We start from the raw sequence: 17,290 nt of genomic DNA on the forward strand, positions 1-17,290 counted from the left end.
CATATCTTATGTATTCTAACACTAAAATTATATATTTCCATTTTTTTATAAATATTTTTTACTTAAAAAATTTTATTTCACAATCAACCAAGGTCTTTCATTTTCCCAAACAATTTTTACTTTCAAATCAAACATCTGCGAAAGAAGTTCCTCTGTCAAAATATCTTTTTTTAGCCCTTTTGCTAAAATTTTTCCATCATAAAGAAGTGCTACATGTGTTACCGATGGCATAATTTCTTCAATCTGATGAGTTACATAAATAAACGGTATCGCATTATCATTTTGGGAATTTTCCTCAAGTACCTTCAAAAAATACTCCCTTGAAGTTACATCAAGCCCTGAACAAGGCTCGTCCAGTATAAGCAAATCAGGCTCATTCATAAACGCTCTTGCAAGTAATGTTCGACGCTGTTCTCCCTGCGACAAAGTCCCAAAACGATTATTTTTTATATATGAAATTCTAAAATCATTAATAATCTTATTGGCTTTTTCCTTATCTTCATCCACAACTTCGTCATAAATCCCTATTGAATTAAATTTTCCTGAAATTACGACATCTTCCAGCTTTTCTGCATTTAATGTGCTTGAAAAATTATTTAATGTGGAACTCACAAATCCAACTCGATTTTTTATTTTTTTCCAAGAATAATTGCCAAATTTATGCCCAAAAACTCTCACTTCTCCAGAAGTTGGAAAAATATAAGCTGGAATCATTCCCAAAAGAGTGGATTTCCCAGAACCATTTAGCCCTAATAAAACCCAGTTTTCTCCTTTATTTATGTGCCAGTCGACACCCTTTAAAATTTCTCTTCCTTCTCGTCTGAAAGTTACGTTTTCATAATGTAAAATTTCACCAGTTTTTTTCATAAAAACTATGTATGATAAATATATGAATAATTATATAAATACCACGTTCTCCTTTCTTCTATTTTTTATTTTGCTTTTGATTTCACTCCCCTTGCTTTTTCTAATTTCAGATAATCATTTTGTTGTTTTCTAATTTTGAGTCCAAAAATAATATTGAAAAATTTCTTCCTTTAATTGACAAAACTAAACCATCCTCAAAACTTATTATTGTTCTCGAATTTAATGGAAATTATTTTATCCTAAGCTTTCTGTACCTATTCACCGCCGCACAAAATTCCTGCTTTCTAGGCAATGCCAAATTTCCTGGATGCCCTGTGTACGAAGAAATCGAATCAAGCCCATCCTTTTCAATTCTTTCATAAATCCTGTCAGCCGCTTGTGAAAGTGTCAGTTTTTCATCCAACACTTTATTTTTAAAATAGTCAATCATTACAGCAATGCAGTTTGTCTGGCTATCATCCACAAGCTGCTCCAGCCCCGAAATGTCGATTAATTCCTTTCCATACAAAATACTGTATTTCCCTTTAGCTTTTGTTTTATCCAGTTTTCCAGATTGTGAAAAACTTTTTTTAAGTGGAATACGCTGTGTAACTCCTTTAAATTTATCATTTGAAGAAAATTCTCTCTTGTTTTCATCCAATTTTGCAATCTCTTTTGCTTTTTCTGTCACATCTTTTGGCACATATTCATCCATCATTATAACGTGATTTGCCACATCAAAATAATCTCCAGAGCCACCAACAATCAATATAGTAGAAACTCCAAAATTGTCATAAAGTTCCTTTACCCTGTCAATAAACGGTGTTATCGGCTCTTTTTCCTTTGCCACAAGTTTTTGCATTCTTGCGTCACGAATCATAAAATTTGTAGCTGAAGTGTCCTCATCTATTAGAAGCAAAGAAGTCCCGTATTCCAGCGCTTCTGCCACATTTGCCGCCTGCGATGTGCTTCCGCTCGCATTTTCAGTCGAAAAAGCCCTTGTATCCTTATTTTGTGGCAAGTTATTTATAAATCCGCTTATATTCACCTTTTCCACATTTCTTCCATCTTCCGCACGTATTTTTACCGCATCCGATTCAGAAATTATAAATTCACGCCCATCTTGAGCAATGTGATTATAAACCCCTCTTTCAAGTGCTGCAAGCAACGTGGATTTACCGTGATAACCTCCACCTACAATTAGCGTAATTCCTTTTGGAATCCCCATTCCACTTACTTCTTTCCCGCTCGGAAGTTTTAACGTAACCTCAAATTTTTCTGGACTTTTAAACTTAACTGCATTTTTCATAGGCTTATCCGAAACTCCACTTTCCCGAGGAAGCACAGAACCATTAGCCACAAACGCAACAAGTCCTTTTTCCTTCAACATTTTTCTTGCATATTCCTGATCCAGCACTAGAATTACCTGCTCATTTAACGCTTTTTTATTCAAATTATCATAAATAATGGATTTTTCTACAATTTTAGGGAGCTGCTCAAAAATAATTTTCTGTGCAGCTTTTCCCATTATCCGTCTGCCTCTGGCAGGCATCCCCATTTCAAACCTCACTTCAACTTTATCTCCCTTTATGAGAACTGAAGTTCTTTCCAAGATTTCCTGTCCGCATCTGTCAATAAAAATTCTTCCACTGCCTCCAATTCCTGTACTGTCATTCCCACTTTTCTGAATTTCCCTGTAAAAATTTCTCGTAAGAAAATCAGAAACTGCGATATTCTTATCCTTCGTATCTGTCAGCTCACAAGGAATCCCACAAATTTTCCTATCCATTATAACCCTCATTTTTGAAGGCGGAGCATAGGGATCTGACTGCACGTGATCAATCGCAAAAATATACTTTTCAAATTTATATTCTCCTTTAAGCGACTTATACGCCGAATAACTTTTCCCATCCATTGAAAATAATATTTTTTCTAATTCTTTATAATTTTTCATCTTTTACAATCTCTCTTTCCATTTATCAAAATGTAAAAAGGTTTGTCCACTAAAATTCACCTTTTTATCGATTTCTTCTGCTTCATTTATAAAAAAAATTTATACATTTCATTGTAAAAGTTCCTTTTCTCTTTTGATAAAATATTTTTTATCAATTTATTAACCATTTCATAAAATTTTTTAAACTTTAAACTTCTACTTTTATTTACATATTCATTTTTAGAAATTCAATTGCTCTCAAACTTGGATTTTTTTAAAATTTTTTAATTAAATCATCTAAAATTATATTCTTTTAACAATTTCATTTCCCATTTCATCAGTTCCAACTTTTTTCAGTCCATCAGTATAAATATCAGCTGTTCTGAATCCATCTTCCAATACTTCTGCAATTGCTTTTTCAATTGCATCTGCTTCTTTTGTCAAGTTAAATGCGTATCTTAACATCATTGCCGCTGATAAAATTGTTGCGATTGGGTTTGCGATGTTTTGTCCTGCGATGTCTGGTGCAGAACCGTGGCTTGGCTCATAAAGTCCAACTTTTCCATCTCCTAAACTTGCTGATGGCAACATTCCAAGTGATCCTGTAAGCATTGAAGCCTCATCTGATAAAATATCTCCAAACATATTGTCTGTCAAAATTACATCAAATTGTCTTGGATTTGCAATCAATTGCATTGCAGCGTTATCCACATACATGTGGGAAACTTCCACTTCTGGATAATTTTTTGCAAGTTCATTTACTGTTTTTCTCCACAATTTTGAAGTATCTAAAACATTGTGTTTATCCACACTTGTAATTTTTTTCCCTCTTAATTTTGCAATTTCAAATGCTTTTTTTGCTATTCTTTCAATTTCCCCTTTTGTATATGGCAATGTGTCGACAGCTTTTTCATCAGAATATTCTCTAGGTCCGAAATAAATTCCTCCTGTAAGCTCTCTAACTATCATTACATCTAGCCCTTCTCCAATTATTTCATCTTTTAGAGGACTCGCACTTTTCAATTGCTTAAACAAAACCGCTGGTCTTAAATTTGTGTAAACTCCCAAGTCTTTTCTTATCGCAAGAAGTCCTTTTTCAGGTCTTTTATCAGGCTCAACATTATCCCATTTAGGCCCTCCAACTGACCCCAACAAAATCGAGTCACTCTCTTTACAAATTTTCGCAGTTTCTTTGGAATAAGGAATCCCATATTTATCAATAGATTCTCCTCCCAAATACCCTTGCGTATACTCAAATTTATGTCCAAATTTTTCTCCAATTTTATCCAAAACTTTTACCGCTTCATCAACGATTTCTGGACCAATTCCGTCCCCTTTTAATAATGCAATTTTGTAGTTCATTTTTTTACTTCCTTTCTTTTAAAATATTTCAACAAATATTTATTTTATAATTTTTTTATACAATCTATCTTATTTAAAAAAATTTTTTCACTTTTTTTTATTTCAACAACAAATTCTTTATAATTAGATATTTCTTGTGGAATTTTAAAAGAAATTTTAAATATTTCTCCACCACATCCATTTAATTGTCCTATTTCATTAGATTCGGATTTGTCTATATCCGGATAGATTACTCCTGATTTTTTACCTTCTATTATATGCAAATAACTTATTAATTGATATAAATCTTCTCTGTAAATTTCTTTTTTGTTTTTTCCTAATTTCTTGTATTTTGCATCTAATATAATTTTTTCATCAAGGTTATAAAAATCAGGATAGACCATTCTTTGCCTATTGCTAAACAAAGAAATACCTTTTTCCGATTTTTTATTTTTAGGGTGAATGAATTTTTTATTTATCAACATAGTGTTTAAATACTCTTCCCAAAGCCAGGCAACATCTATTATTATTCCATGAATTTTATTATCGTTATTTCCAAAATCTATTTTTTCATTTTTTAAAATTTGAATGCATAATTTTTGTAAATCATAATATTCTTCATAATAGCTATGTCTAACTGGATTAAGTATATTATCTTTTAATATTTTGACCAAATCAGAATTTTTATAACTTTTTGTATTTTGTACAAGTATTTGTATATCTTCTTTTAAAAACATATCATTGAAAAAATCAAAGTTATAATTTTGTTTTATTTTTTCTAAAGTATGTCTAATTATCTGAGTTACTCTATTATCAAAACTAAACTCTCTTGTTGTATAAGATATTTTCCCATTAAATGGAATATTTTTATTTATATTTTTTATAATATTTATAGCTCCTCTAACATTCAAATTATTGTATTCTTTAGTTTTATATTCTTTATATAGACCTTTTTTCATAGCTCTCTTTAAATAAAACGGAAATAAATAAATTAATAAATCATAGTACATTCCTAAATTATCACTTTTTGTTTCATTTTTTATAACATTATAATTAAGTACTTTTTGAAACATATATTTAAGAAAATAATCAGATTGTGACTCAGAATTATTAAAAAATCTTGTTTTAATTTTAACTTCATCATGTCCTTTTCCAATTACCCCGACTATATTTCGAGTATATACTTTTTTATTTTTTGATTCAAATATAAAATTACTCTTTTCTAAATCTTCTGATTCTTTTAATATTGGTGGAAAAATTATAAAATTATCTTCATTTAATTGAGATAAAGTAATATTTAATAATTCTTCTATTATTTCGTTCTTTCTAAATTCAGTTATGTCTGCATTATCAGTTAGTATCATTTTTTCCATCATAATATTTTTTAATCTCTCTCAATTTTCCTTCTGAATCTCTTTCTCCTCTAAAATAATCTTTTAATAAAGGTTCTAATTTATTTTTCCAAAGCTCGTCTTGATTAACTTTACCTTCATCCAATGCTTTAAAATAACTTCCACCTATTTGATAATCTTTTGATAAATTACCAATTTTTTGATCTATAATCGCATTATTTAATCTTGTCATCTGTTCTTTTATTTTGCCATTTTTAAGCATTATCTGAGAGTCTTCTGCCATAATCTCTTCAAATAAGAATCTACGTCGCATAGCAAAATCAAAAGTATCTACTGAACGGTCTATATCATTCATTGTTCCTATAATATAAACATTTTCTGGTATATAAAATTTTTCTTGTGAATCTTCATGCATATTAGAATATTGTGTTTTTATAGAACCTTTTTTACCTCGATATTCTGGATCAATTGAGAAAAACAGCTCTCCAAAAATTTTAGAAATTTCTCCTCTGTTAATTTCATCAATAAGAAAAATATAATTTTTATTAACAGAATTATGTTCTTTTTTAATTTCATCATCATATTTTTTTAAATAATTAACAGGTGTTGAATACCAATTACTAAAATTATTTTCTTTATCAAATTTGCTAATTTCTTCGCTATTCTCAAGAATTTCTCTTAAATTTCCATAAGTTTTTATTTCAGATGTTTTATCTCCTGTATATTTTTTTTTCCCAAGCAATTGCTCAATTTGAGGAATATAATTTTTAGCTCTATTTCCCCCTAATTCTTTTAAAAAAATTTCAAAACCTTGTAATGTAAATTCTTTAGAATTTAATTTTCTTAAAACTTCTGATATTTTTGCTATTTCACAAAATTCATAAAATATACCTTTTTTTAATTCAAAACCTAATTGATTATTTTTAATAATTGGTCTCAATCCTTCAATAAAATCAGTATAATCATAACTGGAATGAAATTGAACAAACTCAAACTGTTCATTATTATCTAATTCATCAACATTAATTCCTATCATTTCAGCTGCAATTTGTCTAGCTAAATATGTTTTTCCTGTTCCTGGAGCTCCTCTCAAAATTATATTATAATTTTTTTTTAGTTTCTCTTTTAAGTCAAATATTCTACTATCTTTTAATTTATTTTTAGAATAATTTTCAGATTCTTCTATCATTTTATAAAAATAATCAAATAACTCTTTTACATTTTGATTTGGTTCTTTTTGTTAAGTCCTAATTTACTAATTGATTCTTCAAAGCCTTTAGTATATCCTTTTTCTTGCATATACCTTTTAAATTCTTCAGATTCTTTATTGTCTTCATGATACCCTTTATAATAAGCTACAACTTTTTTATTATCATACTGATAAACAATATTTATCCAACAACCTATATTTTCAATTTTAGATTGATATACAATAAAATTAGTATTTTCTCCTTTATAATGTCCAGATGTTACAAAATTAATATTTATTGAAAAATCACTATATTTTATAAATTTTTCATCAAATTTTGGATTTAAAAATTCTTTTTCTGATCTTTCCAAGCTTTCCATATCCTTGCTTTTTATATTTTTAATCTTTACTCTCTCACCACTATTTGCAATATTTTTATCAGTTTGAGAAATCCAAAATTTTAACATTTCAAAAAAATTTAAATAGTCTTCATCATTAGCTCTATACATTTTTCTTGCTCCTAAAAATTATTCATTTTTTTTAATTTAACAAATTCTTTCTATCCACTTTTTCCTTCAATCTATCAAAATAACCACCTTCAATCAGATTGTTCCTATTCTGCATCCACCATGCCTTTCCATTAATTTGGGCAAAATTTATTATTTCTTTTTTTATTTTATCCCCAACTCTTACTGATATTGTAAATTTATAGTTTACGATTCCTTTTTTTAAATCAATTTTTTCTATATCATCAACATCTATTCTTGTTAAAAGCCCTTTAATTCCACCAAGCATCCCAACTTCGAAAAATAATATTTCATTCTCCTTAAAAAGTATATAACACGGCTTCATTCCTGCTTTCATAATCAATCCAATAAGTCCCATCATCAAAAATGAATTCAAATTTCTTTCTCTTTTAATACCGTAAATAAAATTTTTATCATACTCTATCCCATTTTCCTTAAAATATTCTTCTACTTTCAACTGTTCTTTTGATTTTTCTGCCATCTTTTAAATTTTTCTTTCTAATTTTTATTCTATTATTTCAATAAACAACTTCTTCCTCAGCAACATCATTAACATAATTAACCTTTTTAGTCAATTTCCCATCCTCATCATAGAATTTCCAAATTCCCTCTTTTTTCCCAGCTTTATAATTTCCAGTTATTGCTAAATTATGATTACTATAATAAAATTTTGCCAATCCTTCTCTTGGCTCTCCCCACTTGCTTAACCACATTGAATGTATTTTTGTCTTCTCTCTAAATATCGTAGAAAATTTATCGTTTAATTCCAAATCAACAACAAACTCAAAAAGAGCATTAAAACTTGCAGCCAAAAATCCCTTATCAATGTTCCCTTTTAACCAAATCCAATTATCCCCCACAACTATATAATCATCAACTACTTCAAAATAAAAATTTCCTTCACTTGTTATTTCAATACTTTCAACAAAAATATATTTTTTAAACTTGTCTATTGGAAATATATTATTTTTATATGCCTTTTCAGCTTCTTCTTTTGTAAAATCGTCTTTTAAAATTTCAAATAACATATCATAGCAAGTTGGATACTCTGGAAATGCTCCATCATCAAAAAAATCATCATTCAGCACATCATAAAAATACTTAACCATCGTATCTTTCACTTTTTTATTCCATTCATCCTGATTAAGATACAATTCTTCCAAAATTTTAAACATTTTTTCTTTTTCAAGTTCAACATTATCACATTCTTTATAAATCGTAAGTCTTACTAATGTTTCTTTACCTTTCCAAATAATTTTTCCGTCCCACTCTTTAAAATTTCCCATATATGTATTTTCAACAAAATCCTGAATTTCCATATCTGATTTTCCTTTCTGAAAAAATCTAAGAAAATTAATCCATATAAAACTCGTCTATTTCACCATTAAAATTACACTCAGCATAAAACATTTTATCAACAAAAAACAATCTTTCGTACATAGTAATAGAAAAACTATTTTCATCATCGTCAGTTAAATCAATTGTTATTTCCATATCTTCATTATCAAGTAACTTTTTAAATGCTTCTTTTGTAAGAAAATTATTTTTCATAATTTTTTCTGTATCTTCTTTTCCAATAATTTTAAGTAATTTTTTCTCCACTTCATCAATACTCTTTGTCTCATAGTAAATTTCGGCATATTTAGGCTTTACCCATTTTTCCTCATTAAACCAGTCAACAAATTCATCAGCAAACAAATTTTTACACTTTGTATCCCAGTATTCTTTCTTTTCTAAAATTTTTTCAACCATTTCTTCGACTTTTATTTCATCAATTTTCTTTTCATCAATGTCATCTTCACCATTACAGTACAATTTCATTTCTATTTCATGATTTATCCACATCACTTTACGAGTATGCTCTCCATCTATGATTTCCCAATTTTTCATTTTTACTCCTTTTTTAACTACTTATGACTTTCTTCATATTTTCTAATCTCATCTTCATGCTGTAAAGTCAATCCAATAGAGTCCAATCCCTTAAGCAATCTTTGTTTCCAGCTTTCTTCCAGCTCAAAAACATATTCTTTCCCATTCGCAATCAATTTGTTGTTTTCTAAATCAACTGTTACCTTCGCATCTCCAGGCAATTTTGATAATTCGATTCTATCTGCTTCTGGCAATGTTATTGGCAAATGTCCGTTATTTAACCAGTTCATGTAGAAAATCCCTGAATATCCTCCAGCCACAATCACGTGAATTCCGTAATCTTGCAATGCCCAAGCTGCGTGCTCTCTACTTGACCCACAACCAAAATTGTCTCCAGTAATCAAAATCGTCCCATTTTTGTATTCTGGCTTATTTAAGTTAAAATCCATATTGTCAGACCCATCTTCGTTGTATCTCCACTCATCGAAAACATGTATTCCAAATCCTGTTTTTTCGATACTTTTTAAATATTGTTTTGGAATTAATTGATCCGTATCTATGTTGTCATTCATTATTGGAACGATTGTTCCTTCATATTTTGTAAATGGTTTCATATTTTATTCTCCTTCATTTTTTTGTATAAAAATCCCATTTTTAACTACTTTTTAAAAGGATTTTTCAACTTGTCTTTTATCCCTTTTTTGATTAAATTAAGTACACAATCAAAAATATTGTTTGCTTCGGTTTCACCAATATTTAACTCTTTTACATAACGACTTACAACTTGATCTTTTCCTTTTTGCCCTATTTCTGAGCAACTTTCAAAAATATTTATAACTTTCTGAGAAAAATTTTCATCATATCCAAATTGTTGTTGCACTTCTTTAATCATTTCATTTTTATTCATTTTATTTACCTCTTTCTATTTTGTATAAATTATTTAAAATTCTTTAATATCAAATTATTTCACTTCATCCAATTCCCTTACATCCACAAATTTCCCATAAATTGCAGCAGCAGCAGCCATCGCAGGACTTACCAGATGAGTTCTTGCACCTTTTCCTTGCCGTCCTTCAAAGTTTCTGTTGGAAGTTGAGGCACAATGCTCTCCAGCTGGTATCAAATCAGGGTTCATTCCAAGGCAAGTGGAACATCCAGCTTCTCTCCATTCAAATCCCGCATCTTTTAATATCTGTGCAATTCCATTTTCTTCAGCTGCTTTTTTTACTACTTGCGAGCCAGGAACTACAACTGCTGTAATATTTGGTGCAACTTTTTTACCTTTTACAATTTTTGCGACAATTTCCAGGTCGCTCAATCTTCCATTTGTACAAGAACCAATAAATACGTGCTTTAAAGGTATGTCAAATGGAGTTTGTCCCGGTTTTAAGCCCATGTATTCGTATGCTTTTTCATCATTGTGATCTCTGATTTCTGGAAATTTTTCAGTAACATTAATTCCCATTTCAGGATTTGTTCCCCAAGTAACTTGTGGCTCAAGGTTTGAAACATCAACTTTTATGTATTTGTCAAACGCATCTACAGAATCTGTGTACAATTCTTTCCATTCAGCCACTTTTTTATCAAATTCTTCACCTTTTGGTGCAAATCTTCTTCCTCTTACATATTCAAAAGTTATTTCGTCGGGTGCGATAATTCCAGATTTTCCTCCTCCTTCAATTGCCATGTTACAAATTGTCATTCTTCCTTCCATTGACATATTTCTAATTGTATCTCCAAAAAACTCGAAAGCATAACCATTTCCAAGCCCAATTCCGTAAGTCTTGATTATATGAAGAATTATATCTTTTGCATATACACCCTTTTGCAATTTACCAGTAATTTCAATTCCCATTGTTTTTGGTTTCTTTTGCCAAATTGTCTGTGTAGCCAAAACATGTTCCACTTCGCTCGTACCAATTCCAAATGCCAAAGCTCCAAAAGCTCCGTGAGTCGCAGTGTGGCTATCTCCACAAACTACAGTTTTTCCAGGCTGTGTCAACCCTTGCTCAGGCCCCACCATATGCACAATTCCGTTATTTTCATTAAACATATCCACAAGTTCAATCCCAAATTCTTTGCAATTAGCTGCCAACGCATCTAACTGTGCCTTTGAAACTTTATCTTTAATATTCATTCTGTCAGCCATAATTGTTGGCGTATTGTGATCCATTGTTCCAAATGTCAAGTCAGGTCTTCTAACTTTTCTTCCTGCAAGTCTCAGTCCCGAAAACGCCTGTGGCGAAGTAACTTCGTGAATCAAGTGCAAATCAATATACAAAAGTTGTGCTTCCCCAGGTTCTCCTGTAATCACATGTTTTTCCCAAACTTTATCAAACAAAGTTTTTGGTTTTTTCTCTTTATTTTTAATTTCTGACATTTTTTCTCCTCCGATTTTCTCTCCAAATTTTTGTCTCTAAATTTTTAATTAATTTAATTAATTTATGTATTTATCAAATTTTTCAACTACTTTTAAAATATAAAAATACATTATCGAATCTTTTTTACTAAATAGCTGATACTCCTACTCTGTAATTTCTATTAAATTTCCATCAACATCTTCCACAACGCTTTCGTAATATCCATCTCCCGTTGTTCTTGGTCCACTCAAGCACTTAAATCCATCATTAGTAAGTTTTTTTGTCAAACTGTCTACATTTTTTGCATCTCCTACACTAAATGCAATATGAATAAATCCCATATTCATAATTTTATCCTCTCTATCAGTCAATTCTGGTCTTGACATAATTTCTAATCTCACATCATTGTTAGGAAAGCTCAAAAAATATGTTTGTAATCCCGTTTTAAGATTACGGTACTTATTATTTGCCTTTGCATTAAAATATTTTTCATAAAATTCTCTTGATTTTTCTAAATCTTTTACATAAAGTGCCACATGATTTATTTTCATTTTAATCCTCCTAAATTTTTTTATTCTAAATTTATATTTTTAATCACATAAATATCCAATTTTTGGTCATTCGCAAGTTCAGTCAACATATAGTCAATTGCCTTTTTGTGATTCAAAACTTCAAAAACTTCACGAATACTCTTACCCCCAGGTAGCGTACTATCTAAAATAATCGTAGCAGTTTCATTTAGTGTCAATGTATTTCCTTCAATCGCATTTGAGTGATATGTTATTCTTACTGATAAATCTAAAAAATATTCATAATTTATATTTTTTATATCCATTTTCTCCAAGTTTCTCTACAAGTCTTTTTGTATCTTCCATATTATCATAATCTAGTGATTCTATCTTTTGCGCTCTCATCAATTCTAGTCATTCTAATCTTCCTTTCTTTTAACTTCTTTTATTTCAAACATTCCCATAAAAATTAGAATCAAAATTTCTAAAATAAATATTGGAATTGCAATAAAAACAGCTGCTTGATGTATATTCATAATTAACACTGCCATTAGAATCTGAAAGATAAAAATAATTCCCCATGCTTTAAAATGAAGTGTTATTCTGTAGTTTTGATTATCTGATTCCACATTTATAACTTTTTTAGGAGTCTTTATTAAAAAATTATTGCATACTTGAAGCGTTTGTTCTCCATAGTCTACATCAATTTCTGTTTTTTCATTAAATTTTACTTCTACAATTTTTTCATCATTTATTTTTAATTTAAACTTATCTCCTCCACCATTAGAAGATATTTTTGATTCTATAATTATTTTAGGCATCGGCTTTTCCTTGTATAATATAGTTACATTATACAAGCTCCTTTCTTTAAATTTTTTATATTGAATTTTTATTTCATCTTTCAAGATTACCTTTTCACAATAAAAACATTTATATTTATATTTCGATTTTTTTCAAATTGTTTTATTTTATTTTCTCTCTAATTTTGAGATTTATAACTTTTCTATTTATTTCTTAATCAACAACTGCACTTACTTCTATTTCTATCATCAATTCCTTATCAATTAATAAAGACACCTCTACCATTGTTGCAACTGGTTTAATGTCCCTAAAAAATTCTCCATATGCTCTTCCATATTCTTCCCATTTTGAAATATCTGTAACAAACATTCTTGTTCTAATAACATTTTTTAACTCTAATCCTTCCTTTTCAAGAACTTTTTTTATATTTTCAAGAATATATTTTGTCTGTTCATAAGCATTTCCTGCCGCATAAGGCTTTCCATCCTTGACAGCTGTTGTTCCTGCTATTTCAAAAATATTTCCTATCCTTACTGCTCTCGAATATCCTACAATGTCCTACCAAGGAGAATTTCCACCTAAATAACATTCATATTCTGGTTTTTCAAAAAGTCTATAATAAAATTTTATTATTTTTTATCCTCTTTTAAGTTCAAAAATCACAATCTCAGGCTGTGCAAAAAATCGAATAAACATTTCAAGAAAGGCTCCTCCTAGCCCTGAGGTAATATAAATTTTATGTCCTCCGTACTCTTTCATTCCATAGCCATATTTTTTCTTATCCTTCACTGCTGACATAATGATTTTTCCAAAAAAAGTAACTTGTCCAGCATGACTGTGTCCCGCTAAAATCACATCAGTTTTTTCCTTTTCATATTCTGACATCTGTTCAAAATATTCAGGATTGTGAGTCAAAAATAATACAAAATCTTCTTTTTTTATACCTTCAAGAGCCTTTTTCGCATCAGGCTTTCCGTGCCACAAGTCAGTCACTCCCGCAATATATATATTTTCATTGTTAATTGTTATTTTCCTATTTTCATTTACGAGCAGATTAAATCCAAGTTTTTTCATATTTTCAGCAGTTTCCTTTTCACCTGGATATTCATGATTCCCATAAATCGCATACACTCCAAGTTCTGGAATCTTTATATCCTTCGCATCCTCATAAAACTTAGGAATATTTTTCTCCCAAGTCGCATAATCTCCCCCCAGCAGTATCATATCCTTCTTCTGTGCATTAATCAGCTCAATCGCCTTTTTTTCTTGAACTCGATTAAACCGTGTCATCGTATCATATTGAAAATCCGCTACAAACAATACTCTCTTACCATCAAATTCTTTTGGAATATCTTTCGATTTTATCTCAATCGTCTTAATTTTAATATGCCTATACTCATAATGAGCATCAATTAAAAATATCACAATTAATACTACAAAAACCAACAGAAATTTAATAATCCAACTTTTTGTCTTCATTTTTTCTCCTCGCTACTGTTAAATAAAAAAATATTTTAAGAAACAGATTTATTTTTATCATTTTTGTTTTTACTTTTTTTTCGCTTAAATAGATTAAATAGTAATCCCAGATAAAATATAAAATCCATCATTCCAGCATAACTTCCAAAGCCATATATTATAATAAATACAAAGACTCCTCCCTGTCCCATTTCATCCATTTCAGGACTCGACATAATATAACCAGCCCATATTAAAAATATTGCTGCTTTTATTGTTACTATAATTAATGGTGGAATTAAAAGACTTTTTTACTGACTTTTATTTTTGAAACTAAGTAAGCGAAAATCAAACTAATAATAATGAATAACAACTCCGGTAGCAGCAATAACTTTTCCAAAATCCACTCATTTTTTATATTAAAATTTGACAAAAAGTCATAAAATCTGCTATCAACCATTATCCAAGATGTCCTCGCAATCGTTAAACCAATATCAAAAAATGATAAAAACAATACATAGAATATCCAAAAAAATACTTTTTTCATTTTTATTCTCCATCTAATTTTTTATTTAACTATTTAAAAATTTCAAAAATCAAATTCTTTTTTTCAAAAATATTTTATTCATTAGGATTATCATCAAGAACTATCGCACAAATAATATAAGCCAGTAGACCCGTTCCTGCACAAAGAATCAAAACAAGCCATACTATTCTTACAATACTTGAATCAATATCAAAATATTCTGCAATTCCTCCACATACGCCTGTAAGTTTTCTATCTTTTACTGATTTGTACAATTTCTTTTTCATAATATAAAACTCCTTATTTTATGTAATCATGACCTTAAAAAAATATAAATCAATGTCATAAAAATTGAAACTATAAAAAAGCCAAATATTTTCCAATATCTATAATATAAAGCTTCACACAAAGCATACAAATTAAAGAAAATTAATGCTAAAAATAATAAATATTCTTTTTCTTCAAAGAAAGATGCTATTCCTGTTATAAGAAACAGACATCCGCTTAAAAACATCAACATTACTTTTACTTTAAGTTGCAAAATTGTGATTTCTTCAGGTAATTCTCTATGCTGTAATTTAGCCTTCATTATTTTATCTTTCCCAAAAAGATAATAACCATTTGTCATAATTTCTATTAAGCCGAAAACTACAATTATAATTTTAAATATAAACATTTCTCCCCCTTTTCTCATTCACTCACAAATTTCCCAACCTTCTCAAGAAATTTCTTTCTATCTTCGTCTTCCCCTTGCATTCTCAAACTATAATGAATCCATTTCGTTTTCTTAATCCCAATTCCACCAAGATTAGCCTTTTTCATCGTAATCCCGAAACCTGTTATATTTAACAAAAATTTGGGTGCTGTAGCAGTTGTAATCATTTTTGCTGTTTTTATATTAGTCAAAAAACCTTTTATTCCATTCTGTGTATTTTCGTATGCAAATCCTCTCAACATAACTTTGTCAAAAAATCCTTTTAATATAGCAGGTAATGACATCCACCAAATTGGAAAAATTAATATTAATTCATCTGTATTTTTCAAAATTTCCTGATATTTCAAAACCAAAGGATCAGCACTTTTTCCTTGCGAATATAATTCCAAATCTTTTTCACTCATCACAGGATTGAATCCATCTTTATTCAAATCTATAATTGTATATTTTTCTTTTGTTTCATCAAGTTTTTCCACTACTTTATCTAAAATTGCTTTATTGAAACTTCCATTCCATGGATGTGCAAAAACTATTGTTTTCATTTTAAAATTCCTTCTTTCTGTAAATAATTTCTATAAAATCTAAAAATATATTTATTTTAGAGCCATCTGAAAATTACAATTTTTTTCTTTTAACCAAAATTTATTTAATTTCTATCTCAACTTCTTTTCAAAAAAAACACCACAATTTCAGGCTTTACAAAAAACCTGATAAACACTCCTTTCACAGCTCCTCCTACTCCAGAAATAAAACTCATAATGTGCATAAATTAATGCTAAAATAGGAATTAACAAAAAAATTCCCATCATTAAAACCAATATTTTTATCTTTTTCATTTCTACATATCCACTTCATTATTTATTTCAAACAATATTTTTTGTCTTTCAATTTCATTTATCAATTCTTCTTCACTAGGAAGATAATTTACATATTTACTTGCAAAAAGATTTTTATTATCATTCAAGACTGAATATTTTATAACGGTACTATCTGTATCGGTACAAAGAAGAAGCCCTATTGTCGGATTATCATTTTCCTGTTTTTTCAAATCATCATACATTCTTACATACATATCAAGTTGTCCAATATCCTGATGTGTTAATTTTCCTGTTTTTAACTCTACTATAACAAAACATTTCAAAATATAATTATAAAATACCAAATCAATATAAAAATCTGAATTTTCTGTACGAATATGCTGCTGTCTTTCCACAAATGCAAAACCTTTTCCAAGTTCCATCATAAATTTTTGAATATCGTCTGTTAATGCTTTTTCTAATTCATTTTCTGTATAAGACATATTTGTTGGTAAATCTAGAAACTCCAAAACTACTGGATTTTTTATAAATTCTTCTGCTTGTAGCTTTTTTGTCTTCTCTTTCATTTCATTTTCAACAATTTTTTTATCAATACTTGCAACAATACGATTATAATAAAGTGTAGATATATTTCGATCTAATGTTCTTACAGACCACATATTTTCGGCTGCTTCTGTCAGATAAAATATTCTGGCCTTCTCATTGGAAACTCTTAAAACTTTTTGAATGTGTGTCCAAGTTAATTTGGAAATCAGTGATTTCCATTTTTCATAATCTGAAAATAGCACATAAAACTGTCTAATATTCCGAATATTTCTTTCACCAAAACCTTTTCCAAATTCTTCTGTCAATTCTTTTGATAAATTTTTGATAATTTCTTTCCCATATTCAGCTCTTTCTTTCCCGTTCTGCTCTTCTTCTACAATCCTTCTGCCAATTTTCCAATATGCTTCCACCATTGCCGAATTTACAGCGGTATATGCTTTTTGTCTAGCATTTTTAAGTATTTTCTTTATTTCATTAATGTAATTATTTGATATTTCCAT

21 protein-coding genes and 1 pseudogene are annotated in these 17,290 nt (G+C 29.0%); all 22 read right to left on the minus strand.

The features are described from left to right. Positions 1-72: 72 nt before the first annotated feature. Positions 73-867, minus strand: a complete 795-nt coding sequence (locus AXF11_RS02055) for an ABC transporter ATP-binding protein (RefSeq protein WP_068154479.1) — start codon at positions 865-867, stop codon at positions 73-75. 229 nt (positions 868-1,096) lie between these two features. Further along, positions 1,097-2,800, minus strand: coding sequence for an ABC-ATPase domain-containing protein (locus tag AXF11_RS02060; RefSeq protein ID WP_068154481.1), 1,704 nt, complete (start codon positions 2,798-2,800; stop codon positions 1,097-1,099). Positions 2,801-3,082: 282 nt separating this feature from the next. Continuing rightward, the gene (gene leuB, locus AXF11_RS02065; RefSeq protein ID WP_068154483.1) at positions 3,083-4,141 is read right to left on the minus strand and encodes a 3-isopropylmalate dehydrogenase; all 1,059 of its coding nucleotides are present in this window, start codon (positions 4,139-4,141) and stop codon (positions 3,083-3,085) included. 44 nt (positions 4,142-4,185) lie between these two features. Beyond that, positions 4,186-5,496, minus strand: coding sequence for a 5-methylcytosine restriction system specificity protein McrC (locus AXF11_RS02070; protein WP_068154486.1), 1,311 nt, complete (start codon positions 5,494-5,496; stop codon positions 4,186-4,188). Next, positions 5,471-6,661, minus strand: a complete 1,191-nt coding sequence (locus AXF11_RS02075; RefSeq protein ID WP_068154488.1) for an McrB family protein — start codon at positions 6,659-6,661, stop codon at positions 5,471-5,473. The genes AXF11_RS02070 and AXF11_RS02075 overlap by 26 nt, the downstream gene beginning before the upstream one ends. A gap of 26 nt (positions 6,662-6,687) precedes the next feature. After that, the gene (locus AXF11_RS02080) at positions 6,688-7,170 is read right to left on the minus strand and encodes a hypothetical protein (RefSeq protein ID WP_068154489.1); all 483 of its coding nucleotides are present in this window, start codon (positions 7,168-7,170) and stop codon (positions 6,688-6,690) included. A 31-nt stretch (positions 7,171-7,201) separates the two neighbouring features. Further along, entirely contained in the window at positions 7,202-7,669 is a 468-nt protein-coding gene (locus tag AXF11_RS02085) for a hypothetical protein (RefSeq protein ID WP_068154492.1), read from the minus strand. A gap of 37 nt (positions 7,670-7,706) precedes the next feature. Beyond that, positions 7,707-8,507, minus strand: coding sequence for a DUF2262 domain-containing protein (locus AXF11_RS02090; RefSeq protein WP_068154494.1), 801 nt, complete (start codon positions 8,505-8,507; stop codon positions 7,707-7,709). Positions 8,508-8,541: 34 nt separating this feature from the next. Next, a complete protein-coding gene (locus AXF11_RS02095; RefSeq protein ID WP_068154496.1) occupies positions 8,542-9,078 on the minus strand; it encodes a hypothetical protein in 537 nt (178 codons plus the stop codon). A 17-nt stretch (positions 9,079-9,095) separates the two neighbouring features. Then, positions 9,096-9,671, minus strand: a complete 576-nt coding sequence (gene leuD / locus AXF11_RS02100; RefSeq protein WP_068154498.1) for a 3-isopropylmalate dehydratase small subunit — start codon at positions 9,669-9,671, stop codon at positions 9,096-9,098. A 44-nt stretch (positions 9,672-9,715) separates the two neighbouring features. Next, a complete protein-coding gene (locus AXF11_RS02105; RefSeq protein WP_021745440.1) occupies positions 9,716-9,964 on the minus strand; it encodes a hypothetical protein in 249 nt (82 codons plus the stop codon). A gap of 54 nt (positions 9,965-10,018) precedes the next feature. Next, positions 10,019-11,437: a 3-isopropylmalate dehydratase large subunit gene (gene leuC, locus AXF11_RS02110; protein ID WP_068154500.1), complete on the minus strand. Its 1,419-nt coding sequence runs from the start codon at positions 11,435-11,437 to the stop codon at positions 10,019-10,021. Between the two features lie 144 nt (positions 11,438-11,581). Next, positions 11,582-11,968, minus strand: a complete 387-nt coding sequence (locus AXF11_RS02115; RefSeq protein WP_068154502.1) for a VOC family protein — start codon at positions 11,966-11,968, stop codon at positions 11,582-11,584. Between the two features lie 23 nt (positions 11,969-11,991). After that, positions 11,992-12,252, minus strand: a pseudogene (locus tag AXF11_RS02120) (Fic family protein); the annotation flags it as partial. Between the two features lie 93 nt (positions 12,253-12,345). Then, positions 12,346-12,747, minus strand: a complete 402-nt coding sequence (locus AXF11_RS02125) for a hypothetical protein (protein ID WP_006803822.1) — start codon at positions 12,745-12,747, stop codon at positions 12,346-12,348. Positions 12,748-12,940: 193 nt separating this feature from the next. Further along, positions 12,941-13,282, minus strand: a complete 342-nt coding sequence (locus tag AXF11_RS02130; RefSeq protein WP_257720982.1) for a RidA family protein — start codon at positions 13,280-13,282, stop codon at positions 12,941-12,943. A gap of 81 nt (positions 13,283-13,363) precedes the next feature. Continuing rightward, complete coding sequence (locus tag AXF11_RS02135) at positions 13,364-14,206, minus strand: metallophosphoesterase (protein ID WP_068154504.1); 843 nt, start codon at positions 14,204-14,206, stop codon at positions 13,364-13,366. 35 nt (positions 14,207-14,241) lie between these two features. Then, positions 14,242-14,421, minus strand: coding sequence for a hypothetical protein (locus tag AXF11_RS10770; RefSeq protein WP_231724734.1), 180 nt, complete (start codon positions 14,419-14,421; stop codon positions 14,242-14,244). A 385-nt stretch (positions 14,422-14,806) separates the two neighbouring features. Further along, positions 14,807-14,998, minus strand: a complete 192-nt coding sequence (locus tag AXF11_RS02145) for a PspC domain-containing protein (protein ID WP_068154506.1) — start codon at positions 14,996-14,998, stop codon at positions 14,807-14,809. A 26-nt stretch (positions 14,999-15,024) separates the two neighbouring features. Continuing rightward, positions 15,025-15,387 carry a hypothetical protein gene (locus AXF11_RS02150; protein WP_156440363.1) on the minus strand — a complete coding sequence of 121 codons (363 nt, stop codon included), beginning with the start codon at positions 15,385-15,387 and terminating at the stop codon, positions 15,025-15,027. Between the two features lie 14 nt (positions 15,388-15,401). Further along, positions 15,402-15,968, minus strand: coding sequence for an NAD(P)H-dependent oxidoreductase (locus AXF11_RS02155; protein ID WP_068154511.1), 567 nt, complete (start codon positions 15,966-15,968; stop codon positions 15,402-15,404). 296 nt (positions 15,969-16,264) lie between these two features. After that, positions 16,265-17,290 carry a PDDEXK nuclease domain-containing protein gene (locus AXF11_RS02160; protein WP_068154512.1) on the minus strand — a complete coding sequence of 342 codons (1,026 nt, stop codon included), beginning with the start codon at positions 17,288-17,290 and terminating at the stop codon, positions 16,265-16,267.

This window comes from Leptotrichia sp. oral taxon 847 (genome assembly GCF_001553645.1).
Classification (GTDB): Bacteria; Fusobacteriota; Fusobacteriia; order Fusobacteriales; family Leptotrichiaceae; genus Leptotrichia.

Coding starts and splice junctions, on each gene's coding strand:
- AXF11_RS02055 (WP_068154479.1), bottom strand. CDS start 867: ATGAAAAAAACTGGTGAAATTTTACATTATGAAAACGTAACTTTCAGA.
- AXF11_RS02060 (WP_068154481.1), bottom strand. CDS start 2,800: ATGAAAAATTATAAAGAATTAGAAAAAATATTATTTTCAATGGATGGG.
- leuB (WP_068154483.1), bottom strand. CDS start 4,141: ATGAACTACAAAATTGCATTATTAAAAGGGGACGGAATTGGTCCAGAA.
- AXF11_RS02070 (WP_068154486.1), bottom strand. CDS start 5,496: ATGATGGAAAAAATGATACTAACTGATAATGCAGACATAACTGAATTT.
- AXF11_RS02075 (WP_068154488.1), bottom strand. CDS start 6,661: ATGATAGAAGAATCTGAAAATTATTCTAAAAATAAATTAAAAGATAGT.
- AXF11_RS02080 (WP_068154489.1), bottom strand. CDS start 7,170: ATGTATAGAGCTAATGATGAAGACTATTTAAATTTTTTTGAAATGTTA.
- AXF11_RS02085 (WP_068154492.1), bottom strand. CDS start 7,669: ATGGCAGAAAAATCAAAAGAACAGTTGAAAGTAGAAGAATATTTTAAG.
- AXF11_RS02090 (WP_068154494.1), bottom strand. CDS start 8,507: ATGGAAATTCAGGATTTTGTTGAAAATACATATATGGGAAATTTTAAA.
- AXF11_RS02095 (WP_068154496.1), bottom strand. CDS start 9,078: ATGAAAAATTGGGAAATCATAGATGGAGAGCATACTCGTAAAGTGATG.
- leuD (WP_068154498.1), bottom strand. CDS start 9,671: ATGAAACCATTTACAAAATATGAAGGAACAATCGTTCCAATAATGAAT.
- AXF11_RS02105 (WP_021745440.1), bottom strand. CDS start 9,964: ATGAATAAAAATGAAATGATTAAAGAAGTGCAACAACAATTTGGATAT.
- leuC (WP_068154500.1), bottom strand. CDS start 11,437: ATGTCAGAAATTAAAAATAAAGAGAAAAAACCAAAAACTTTGTTTGAT.
- AXF11_RS02115 (WP_068154502.1), bottom strand. CDS start 11,968: ATGAAAATAAATCATGTGGCACTTTATGTAAAAGATTTAGAAAAATCA.
- AXF11_RS02125 (WP_006803822.1), bottom strand. CDS start 12,747: ATGCCTAAAATAATTATAGAATCAAAAATATCTTCTAATGGTGGAGGA.
- AXF11_RS02135 (WP_068154504.1), bottom strand. CDS start 14,206: ATGAAGACAAAAAGTTGGATTATTAAATTTCTGTTGGTTTTTGTAGTA.
- AXF11_RS10770 (WP_231724734.1), bottom strand. CDS start 14,421: ATGTCGAGTCCTGAAATGGATGAAATGGGACAGGGAGGAGTCTTTGTA.
- AXF11_RS02145 (WP_068154506.1), bottom strand. CDS start 14,998: ATGAAAAAGAAATTGTACAAATCAGTAAAAGATAGAAAACTTACAGGC.
- AXF11_RS02150 (WP_156440363.1), bottom strand. CDS start 15,387: ATGTTTATATTTAAAATTATAATTGTAGTTTTCGGCTTAATAGAAATT.
- AXF11_RS02155 (WP_068154511.1), bottom strand. CDS start 15,968: ATGAAAACAATAGTTTTTGCACATCCATGGAATGGAAGTTTCAATAAA.
- AXF11_RS02160 (WP_068154512.1), bottom strand. CDS start 17,290: ATGGAAATATCAAATAATTACATTAATGAAATAAAGAAAATACTTAAA.